Below are 7035 nucleotides of genomic sequence, written 5' to 3'. Positions count from 1 at the left end.
AATGGCATCAGCAACGGTTTTTTGTAACTGAGATGGCACTAACCCCATGAATTTTGTCAAGGACGCTTGGGGGTCTAGGTCAATGAGGAGAACGCGATGTTCTCGTTTTGCTAAGTGGTATCCCAGGTTTTGGGTCAGTGTCGATTTGGCGACACCACCCGCTTGGTTAAACAGGGCGATAATGCGGCATTGTTTGTCAGAAGTTGACACTGGGTTTAGTTCCTAGAAGATACGATGATCTTTGGTCAATCGGCTCGGTTTTAGTTTCCAGTTTATTGAAGTGTATCAGAAGAAGAGAAGTTCTAGCTAAGACGGTAATTTCAGCAGTAGACTTTATAGAATCAAGCAACATTAAGTCATTCCTATGACAACCAAACAAGCCATTTTGGAAGCGATTGAACAACTGCCAGAACAGCACCAAGAAGACGTGTTGCGGTATGTTCAACAGCTTGCACTTACCCAGAAATCACCCTTCTCTTACTCACCTACTGACAGTAGCGACCCCCTGGCAAACTTTATCGGTGCAGTATCTCATGGCTCCCTAGCTGCCAACTTAGACTCGGAACTCTATGGCGACTAAGTGCTGAACTGGTCAAAAGTACGTGCTTTTTGTGGTAAAAAGTAGCTATTAAGGGTGCATCATGGAGAAAAACTATACATTCAAATTCAATTCTGACACTGCCAAGTCAGCCCTGAAAGCTGGGAAATACGACCCGCTCAACTTCTACGAGGCGCGTTTAAACCTGTTCAATCTCTCCGTAATGGCAGACTATGATCAGCTAATTTGCCTGCCCACGCTAACTGCTATTGACAAATACTGGTATCAGATTGAAACAGCCCGAAAAGTACTTAGACAACTGGGTGGACGCGCATTACTAGCGGATGAAGTCGGATTGGGCAAAACCATTGAAGCGGGACTAATCATAGCTGAGTACTTAGCAAGGGGTATGGTACAGTCCATGCTGGTGTTAACTCCTGCATCCCTAGTTTCCCAGTGGCAATCAGAGTTAAGTGACAAATTTAATATTGCTACTATCACCACAGATAATCGAGATCCCCAACAACCGATAGACGAATTTTGGACAAATAATCCGCGAATTATCGCTTCATTAAACACGGCTAAGTCTGCTAAACATTATCCCCACGTCACTAGTCGCACTTGGGACTTGGTAGTTGTCGATGAAGCCCACCACCTGAAAAATCGCACTACCCTCAACTGGAAACTGGTCAACGCCCTCAATAAGCGGTTTATCCTCATGCTCACTGCTACGCCAGTGCAGAACTCCCTTATTGAACTGTTTAATCTGCTCACCCTCCTCAAACCGGGACTGCTACAAACAGAAGCCGCTTTTAAAAAAGAATATGTCGATTCCAGAAATGGACGAGTCCCGAAAAATCCCGAAAAGTTACGCTCCCTGATGCGGGAAGTCATGGTGCGAAATACCCGCGCCCTAGTAGATGTCAAACTGCCCAAACGCTTCGCCACCACAATTACTGTTACCCCGGCAGCAGGCGAGGAGAAACTTTATCAAGATTTGAGCGAGTATCTACGTAACTCAGAGGACAAGCTCGATAGGCTTTCCCGTACCAATTTGCTAATGCGTGCTGGTTCATCCCCTGGTGCTTTGGCTGACTCCCTCAAGCAATTGACCAAACGCCTACCCGATGAAGAACTGAAGTCTTTAGCAAGACGAGCAGCCCAGGTGAAGCAGGTCGAGAAAGCAAAAGTATTGGTAGAAATGCTCTCAAAATCTTCCCAGAAAACCTTGGTCTTCACAACTCATAAAGCAACTAGCACTTATTTGGCCCAAACTCTCCTTGCTGCAAATATCCCCTTTGCAGAATTTACTGGTGGGATGTCCCTTAAACAGAAAGATGAGGCTATAGCCGCATTTCGAGATACTGTCTCTGTACTGCTGGCATCTGAAACGGGCGGAGAGGGACGTAACATCCAGTTTGCGAACGCGATCGTTAATTATGACCTGCCCTGGAACCCAATGAAAATAGAACAGCGCATTGGTCGTATCCACCGCATTGGACAAACCCAGGATGTTTTTATTTTTAACTTTTGTCTAAAAGGCAGTATCGAAGAGTATATTCTGCGGATCTTGCATGACAAAATTAATATGTTTGAACTAGTGGTCGGAGAAATTGAAACAATTTTAGGGAACGTGGATGATGAATTTGACTTTAGTGAAATTGTCATGGATATCTGGCTCAAGCATCAAGTCAAGCCCGAATTAGATACAGCCTTCGAGCAATTGGCAGATAATTTGTTGAAAGCCAAAAACCAGTATCAGCAAATTCAGGAACTGGATGAACAGATTTTTGGCGAAGATTTTGAAGCCTGAGAGATTGATTTGAATAAATATGTTATCAGACCCAATTATTGCTACCTTAGAAAAAATTGTTTCTCTGCATGACGGAATAGCAGAACCTGCTGGTGAACACATTTTAAATGTGTTGTTGACGGAAAATATAGCATCGCTGCTTTCGCTCCCAGAAGAGGTTACTTTTACAACTATTGCTGATGTACCCCAAAGTATTTTTGTTACTTATCATTCAGAAGTCTTAAATAAGCTATCTGAACTATTAGCTGTTAAAGGACTTATTAGTGCGTTGAGTGTTAAATTCGATGGACATCTGAAAAATACAGGCTTTGAGAAAATTTTATTGGAGAGACTCGCCCCTCAAAATGGCTTAATTCGTTTTTTAGATGCTAAACCAGAAATTACTCGTTACATCTTGTGTAATGTCGCTTACACAGCCAATGCTTCCGAAAAAAGGATTGGTTTAGTTTCGTTCATTATCAATGAAATAACAGGAGTAACACCAGTAGAAATTGGGGATGCTTTGTTTTGGGAGTCTGACCTAATGACTGTGGAGCATCAAGAGACACCATTGGCGATGCCAATTGAAGAATTGTTGAGCTTAATTGAACATCAAAGTGCAATATTAATTGGTAAATCTCTAGATAATTGGCAGGCTAAATTAACAAGAGCAAGAGCTAGGGATGAAGAAAGACTCAAGGATTATTACAACACGATTAGCGACTCGATTCGCAACAAGATTGAGTCAAAACATTTGATTGGTGATGAACTAGATAAAGAACTAGCACGAATTGAAGCCACTAATAGAGAGTTAGAGAGAAAATTGTTGGACATCCAAGAGCGTTATGCAATGAGTGTAGAAGCTTCGTTGCACAGTGCAATGATTATCCATCTCCCTACGGTACATATTCAGTGTGAGTTGCAACGAAAGAAAGTAAAACGGACTGTAACAGCAGTTTGGAATCCGTTCACTAAAATTCTTGAGCCGCTACGCTGTGAATTATCAGGAGAACCTGTTTACAATTTCTATTTAGATGACAAGTCAGCTAAAATTATCTCACCGACAGTTTGGAGCAAGTAATTTTTGACTACTCATTTACCAATCTCTACAATTAATATGTTGTTAAAACTACCAATTTTCGACTACATCTTGTTATATTAAGCACGTAGACAGCAGAAGGCTAAATAATCTTGAGAAGCAATCAATCAAAGCAGAAAGTCAAATCATTATTATGGCTAAAGCGACTTTTACTTTTGGCTGTTTGGCTTAGTGCTTTGATAGTTTTGATAATTACCTTATTTTTTTCCGACCCAATTGCTAACTGGCTTTCAAATTTAGGTTTTATCAAGATACTTGATGCTCTTAGTAAACTGGGGGTGCTGATAGGTGTAACGGTTTTCCTACTTGAACTCCCAAAACGAGAAGAAAGAATTATTGCTGAAAGAAAGAGGTCACATTTTGAGTACTGGAAAGCAATCGATGCATCTGCTGCTTCTGGTACAGTTACTAGCTATGCTAGAAAAATTGCTCTGGAAGAATTAGCCAGTGATGGTGTTTCTTTGCGAAATATAGATGCTCCAAATGCTGATTTAAAACGTATTGACTTAACTGGCGCAGATTTGGTAGGGGCTAATCTCACAGGGGCTGATTTGACAGGAGCAATACTTGATGAGGCTAATCTCAGCAAAGCTGACCTTTATAGAGCTAGGCTCTATGGTGCTTCTCTTCTAAAAGCTAAATTAGAAAGTACCGACCTTAGAGAAGTTTTATATGATGAATATACCAAGTTTCCAATAGGTTTCAACGCGGCGGTAGCAGGAGGTTACTTGATTGCTCCTCATGTTTCTCTTCAACAAGTTAAACTCTCAAAAGCAATTCTTTGGGGTGTTAATCTTCAGGAAGCTAACCTTGAGAGTTCTGATTTTACGGAGGCTAGTTTTCATGGAGCAATCCTTAAAAATGCCAACCTTCAAAGAGCCAATTTGAAAGGATCAAAGTTTGGAAATGCTAATCTTGAAGGAGCAAAACTTAATAACGCCAATATAGAAGGAGCTAATTTTTGGAACACTAAAGGTTTAACTATAGAACAAGTTAAATCTGCCCAAAATTGGGAAACCGCACAGTACAGTAAGCATTTCTGTGAACAGCTTGGTTTATCTCCCCAGTTAATGCCATGACAACCAATTTACCGATGAAATTGTCACACTTGCCCAACAGTTTACCATTAGATGGTGCTGTCCGCATCGAGCTAGTAGAAGGAGTGCCTATATTTCGAGCTTCCAGCTTAGTACAGGGACGAATTGAAGCATTATTAATTAAGCAAAAAGAATCTGCTCTTACTTCAGAGGAAGAAAAAGAATTAGATGAATATGAGGAATTAGACGATTATCTGAGTTTGGTGAATCGGATGATCAGAAATTCATCGCTAACTCCAAACCAAAGTGAATTATAGGAAATTAGAGATTTGTCTGCGAATCGTTACATTAGTGAAGCTACTCAAAATCAAGTACGACAACGAGCCAAGTTTCTGTGCGAATATTGTCACGCATCGGAAAAATGGCAATATGTTTCTTTCACTGTAGACCATGTAATTCCTCTTACCAAAGGTGGTGCTAATTCAATTGATAATTTAGCTTTGGCGTGTTTTCATTGCAATCGCCAAAAATCCGATAAACTTAAAGCCTTTGATGAACAGTCGTTATCAGAAGTACCCTTATTTAATCCTCGCACTGATAGTTGGCAAGAACACTTTTTCTGGTCAACAGATACACTCTTGATTATCGGCTTGACACCAACAGGACGCGCCACAGTCGTAGCATTAGCATTCAACCGAGCCAGAATAATTAATATTCGTGCTGCTGATAGAGAAATTGGGCGGCATCCGCCACCAGATGACCCAATTCAAAATTGAAAATTTAAAACGCTTAGACCATCGCTTAACTACAGTCTTATAAGTATGGCTGACATCTTAATTAATAAGTTCAAAACCTCAATGATAAAGTTAGGCAGTAAGGTTAGAAAATGTCTCTACCAGTGTCACCAAGAGCATAGTTTTTGGTTCCTCAACCGCAAACCCCAAAGTTTTCTTATCATCTGAGATTATGGAGTAGCTCAACCTGTATTAAAGCTCCCTTCTTTAAACAAGTAATAAAATCAACTTTTTTTCGATTAATTGCAGCCTAAATTGAAATTTAGAATAATTTATTTCTACTATTAGATGTATTGACAAAATTTACTTACTTTTAACTTGTTCAAAATGGCTTTTGATACTTATACTGACTTTATTAGGTATTGAGGTTAGTAAGTAATATGAACCAAAATCGCGGTGAAATTAATCAAAGCGTGAGTAATAGTGAAATTGGTCAAGGGCTACAAGCAGTACAAGGGAATGATAATCAACTATCTATGAATAATAGTGAAAACTATAAAACTAAATATGATCTGAGCCAGGCGGATGTGGGTAATATTATTGATACGGCTCAATCTGGTAGTCAACAAATAGGGAAGCAATATAATTATGCACCAGAACAAAATCTTGCTGAAGCTGCTAAAGAAATACAACAGCTATTAGAACAACTAAGCCAGTCCTACCCCACTCATACAATGTCTGGAAAAATGGCACTGGCAGCAGAAGCTACTCAACGCATTGAAGATAATCCTACTTTAATGCAAAAAACAATTAGTGCGTTACGGGCAGGCGGTACTGCTGCTTTAGAGCAATTACTCAGCCATCCCGCAGCAAGCTTTGTGATTGCTGCGTTAGAGGATTGGAATAAAAATCATCAATAAATTATTAAATCTAATTAGAAAACACCAAAATAGTAAATAGTAGTGGAATACTTCCCTCTTCGCTCAGTGATTTAGGGTGGCCACCGAGATACCCGCAAAAGGGGACACCTTGTAAAGATATGTAATGCCGAGGTGTGAAACCATTGATTTTATGTTGTTTCAATACCGGATTGAGCGTGTCTTCTCTTGTGAAAACCTCCCCGAAAAAGCTCATTAATGGGCAAATTTAAGGAACGAAGACAGGTGAAAGCTTGCTTTTACTGTGCAAAATTTTGATTCGCCTAATATCATTTTTGGTGAAATTAGTAAATAAATAAAGTATTATTTGCAATATTTACAACACGTCTCTTTTTGCAGGTATCTCGGTGGACTCCCTTTTAGTGTTGCTAAAGACTTTTTGTAATTAATTATAGTAAAACTTTTTTATTATGAGCCAACTACCGACTCCTGACTCAAATCAATCACCAAAACCTAAGTCCAGTATTGAGCAACACGTTGATAATTCAACCTTGGGGAACGGAATGCAAGGGGTTCAAGGTGATAAAAATAACCTAGTACAGGGAAGTAATAACCTACTTAACAACTTTTTAAATGTTTTCTTAGCACATAAAACCTTAGCACCAAAACGCACCATTATTCGACCAATTAAACAGCGTTTTTTACTAGAAACCCCCTTGAAATTGTTGAAATTGTTTATTGCTGCTATAGGACTAGCGATAACGATTCATTTTCTTGTTAACCGTCAATGGATAGCAGCACTTATATCCTTACTTTTAACTGTAACCTTGTTGATATGTCTTATTCTTAAAGGAACGTTTCTTTTAGTCTATATAAATTTAATCAATCAAAAGTGGCAGATAAATCAACAGAAACTGGCAAATCGTTGGGCAAATAAGTTTGAGGAAAGGCTGGAAG

Annotated in this window: 8 protein-coding genes and 1 pseudogene; 8 read left to right on the top strand and 1 reads right to left on the bottom strand. The window is 39.5% G+C overall.

Annotated features, from left to right (window positions below; translation table 11 throughout):
- The coding region (locus GNF10_RS33745; RefSeq protein ID WP_185607387.1) for a ParA family protein at nucleotides 1–210 on the bottom strand (210 nt) is incomplete at its 3' end.
- A gap of 154 nt (nucleotides 211–364) precedes the next feature.
- Here GNF10_RS33745 and GNF10_RS33740 point away from each other — a divergent pair.
- The 8 genes and pseudogenes from GNF10_RS33740 to GNF10_RS33705 form a co-directional block, all read left to right on the top strand.
- Nucleotides 365–580, top strand: a complete 216-nt coding sequence (locus GNF10_RS33740) for a hypothetical protein (protein ID WP_185584844.1) — start codon at nucleotides 365–367, stop codon at nucleotides 578–580.
- A gap of 61 nt (nucleotides 581–641) precedes the next feature.
- The gene (locus GNF10_RS33735; protein ID WP_185584843.1) at nucleotides 642–2351 is read left to right on the top strand and encodes a DEAD/DEAH box helicase; all 1710 of its coding nucleotides are present in this window, start codon (nucleotides 642–644) and stop codon (nucleotides 2349–2351) included.
- A 19-nt stretch (nucleotides 2352–2370) separates the two neighbouring features.
- Nucleotides 2371–3411 carry a hypothetical protein gene (locus GNF10_RS33730; RefSeq protein ID WP_185584842.1) on the top strand — a complete coding sequence of 347 codons (1041 nt, stop codon included), beginning with the start codon at nucleotides 2371–2373 and terminating at the stop codon, nucleotides 3409–3411.
- Between the two features lie 110 nt (nucleotides 3412–3521).
- Nucleotides 3522–4508 carry a pentapeptide repeat-containing protein gene (locus GNF10_RS33725; protein ID WP_185607386.1) on the top strand — a complete coding sequence of 329 codons (987 nt, stop codon included), beginning with the start codon at nucleotides 3522–3524 and terminating at the stop codon, nucleotides 4506–4508.
- Complete coding sequence (locus GNF10_RS33720; protein ID WP_185584840.1) at nucleotides 4505–4783, top strand: hypothetical protein; 279 nt, start codon at nucleotides 4505–4507, stop codon at nucleotides 4781–4783. The genes GNF10_RS33725 and GNF10_RS33720 overlap by 4 nt, the downstream gene beginning before the upstream one ends.
- A 12-nt stretch (nucleotides 4784–4795) precedes the next feature.
- Complete coding sequence (locus GNF10_RS33715) at nucleotides 4796–5242, top strand: HNH endonuclease (protein ID WP_185584839.1); 447 nt, start codon at nucleotides 4796–4798, stop codon at nucleotides 5240–5242.
- 398 nt (nucleotides 5243–5640) lie between these two features.
- The gene (locus GNF10_RS33710; RefSeq protein ID WP_185607385.1) at nucleotides 5641–6120 is read left to right on the top strand and encodes a hypothetical protein; all 480 of its coding nucleotides are present in this window, start codon (nucleotides 5641–5643) and stop codon (nucleotides 6118–6120) included.
- A 428-nt stretch (nucleotides 6121–6548) separates the two neighbouring features.
- A pseudogene (locus GNF10_RS33705) lies at nucleotides 6549–7035 on the top strand (hypothetical protein); the annotation flags it as partial.

It is taken from the genome of Nostoc sp. UCD121 (assembly GCF_014222285.1).
In the GTDB taxonomy this organism is placed as follows: domain Bacteria; phylum Cyanobacteriota; class Cyanobacteriia; order Cyanobacteriales; family Nostocaceae; genus Nostoc.
The sequence above is the reverse complement of the archived record's forward strand: the minus strand, read 5'-3'. Positions and strand labels throughout refer to the sequence as shown.

What these genes read in the sequence shown, in the direction of transcription:
- GNF10_RS33710 (WP_185607385.1), top strand. Translation starts at nt 5,641, where the DNA reads ATGAACCAAAATCGCGGTGAAATTAATCAAAGCGTGAGTAATAGTGAA.
- GNF10_RS33735 (WP_185584843.1), top strand. Translation starts at nt 642, where the DNA reads ATGGAGAAAAACTATACATTCAAATTCAATTCTGACACTGCCAAGTCA.
- GNF10_RS33720 (WP_185584840.1), top strand. Translation starts at nt 4,505, where the DNA reads ATGACAACCAATTTACCGATGAAATTGTCACACTTGCCCAACAGTTTA.
- GNF10_RS33740 (WP_185584844.1), top strand. Translation starts at nt 365, where the DNA reads ATGACAACCAAACAAGCCATTTTGGAAGCGATTGAACAACTGCCAGAA.
- GNF10_RS33730 (WP_185584842.1), top strand. Translation starts at nt 2,371, where the DNA reads ATGTTATCAGACCCAATTATTGCTACCTTAGAAAAAATTGTTTCTCTG.